A 2500-nucleotide genomic window follows, 5' to 3' on the forward strand; every position below is an offset into this window, starting at 1 on the left:
AAGTCACCCTTCTCCAGCCCGGAGTCCGCAAGCATCTTAGCCGCCAGGGCCAACGATTCAGACGGGGTTTTTCCAAAGGCAAGCTCAGGCTTCACCGCGATGATTTTCCCGTCCGTCCCCTCGGGCAGCTGCGGGGCGACGCCATGCTCCGGAACCTTGGGCAGCTCCACATCAGGACTCACCGGTGGCTTTATATCCGGGCTCACGTCAGGACTGGTCGGTCCAGACAGGGCAGTGTTCTTCGCCAGCACCAGAGAGGCGGCAACCCTGCGCTCCGCCGGGGTCAGGTCAACCCGGCCTCCATCACGGACGTACACCACCAGGCCGTATTTCTTATCCGGGACGAACGGCTCGTCTCCGGGCATCACCGTACCATCCTCGTGCTGCACCGCAAAGTGCCCGTCCAGGTAATCCCTCGGGCTCTCCGCGTAACGGAAAATCTCACCCGTCCCCTTGGGACGCGCCTCGAACAACGTGACGTCTTTCGGCGCGGCGGCGCGGAAACGCTTGCCCTCAACCCAGAAGCCCACAGCCGTCAGGGTACGTGACTTCGATACCTCAAGCGAGATCAAAGGGAAGGGCGAGGCTCCAATCAGCTTCACACCTTCCTGCTTCCCCAACGCCTCCATGACTGTCTCTAGCCGGGACCGGCTCGGGTACAGCAGGCCGTCGCCACCAAGGCGGAAGTCCTCCGGGGCCGTCCCCATCTCCGACAACAGCTCCACCGCCGAACCGGACCTCACCCCGAAGGGACGCTTCCCCTCCGCCCCGCCCGGAAGCATCGCCCCAATCGGGACGAACCCCGGCACGTTCGGCTCCGCGCCCAGTGCCTCGCCCCACACCGTGGTTGTCGCGGACAGGCCGCTGGCCGACTGGACCGTAACGCCGTAGGAAGCGCCGTCCTTGTACTGCTTTTTCAGCGTCACCGCAGCCGTCCCGTCCCCGTGATCCTCCAGGAGGAGGTCGTCAACGGCCCCCTGCCCCTCGGCCTTTGTCACTGCCCAAGTCAACACCTCGGGCTTCGCATCGGAGGGGACGATCGCGGCCGTCAACGTAACGCTCTCCCCCTCCTTCAGCGCATGGCTGGGGCCGCCCAGAGCGATCCTTGTCGCCGGCGGCAGGACGTTCACCACCTTCAGCACCGCCTCGGGCATCAACGCCGCGTCGTCGCTGGCCACCGGCACGCCCAGCACACCCGTCACCGCGAGGGCTAGACGGTGCAGCCCCTCGGAGGCGGCCTTCACCTCGATCTCCGGCCCGTCGGCCCCGGAGAGGACCGTCAGACCACGGTCCGCGGTCCACCTGTACTTCAAGCCCGAAAGGTCCCCCGTGGAGGGATAGGGACGGGCACGGATCTTCCGCGTCTCCCCCACGAGCATCGTGCGCACGTCGGCCGCATCCAGCACCACCGAGGCGACCGGCAGCTTGGCGGGGTCCGTTATCATGACCCCTAGATCTAGTCTCCCTGAGTAACTGGGTTGGGTCTCCTTCACCTTCAGCCAGTAGCAATCCTCCCAGCCTCCGTAGGCCCCGACGATCCCTCCGGTGTATTGCGGCAGGGCCTTGACGGAATCGCAGATCGAGACACAATGTTTGAAGCCGCTGGCCAGGCCGCCCCCCAGCCCGCCGCCGTCCGTGTAGCTCTCCACCTCTGCGAGGGCGGCCGTACAGTTTTCCACTTCCCCACCGTCCCAATAAGAGAAACCCAGAATTCCTCCGGAATAACAGAAGTTGGTAGAGACTGCCCTGGCCGTTCCGAAGGTTACGCAGTTGCGAATCATGCCTATGGCGATGAGGGAGGCGATGCCTCCCACAAAGGCCCGGCCATCGCACTCGACCCTGAGATCGAAGGATGTCGTGCAGTTCAGGACGTTGCCATCCATCCAATTCGTTATCCCCGAGGCCCCGTTGCCAGCCGTGGCATTGATGGAGCCCATGGCCGTAAGGTTTTTGACGGTCCCCCCCTGCTCGATGCGTCCGAACAGGCAGGACGAATGACTTAAGATACCCGTTTTCGGGCTGACCGGAAGGTGGTCGCTGTTGGTGAACGTGACCCCCGTGATGGCGTGGCCACCGCCGTCGAAGGTGCCCGCAAACCCGGCAAGGTCCCCGTAGGCCTGCATCCAGCCGATAGGACACCATTCCCGGCCCACCACGGAGATGTCCCGAGTCAGAAGGAAGTGTTTGCCCTGAAAATCCTTGTAGTCGGAGACCAGCTTGGCCAGGCCGGCCAGTTGCTCCGCCGTCTCGATGAGATAGGGGTCAGCCTCCGTCCCAGCATGTTGATCCAACCAGGACGTGTCGGCCACGTCGGACCACAATTCAGCACTCAATGCTGCAGGCTGTAAGCCCAGCAGCACCACACCAAGAGCTACGACACCGGCAATACCATGCAGCCATCTGCGCATGGGTTCACGCTCCTTTCAAAACTATTGTTGCCTCCCCTGAGTTGCCTCCCCTGGAAGGGGAGGTGGTCCGAAGGACCGGAGGGCAGCCAGAC

The 2500-nt window shown here is 63.8% G+C and carries 1 protein-coding gene; it reads right to left on the reverse strand.

Annotated elements, in window-relative coordinates; all coding sequences use genetic code 11:
• On the reverse strand, positions 1 to 2291 hold a 2291-nt coding region (locus SY1_RS06170; protein ID WP_208873085.1), incomplete at its 3' end, for a hypothetical protein.
• Positions 2292 to 2500 lie beyond the last annotated feature (209 nt).

It is taken from the genome of Fretibacterium fastidiosum (assembly GCF_000210715.1).
Classification (GTDB): domain Bacteria; phylum Synergistota; class Synergistia; order Synergistales; family Aminobacteriaceae; genus Fretibacterium; species Fretibacterium fastidiosum.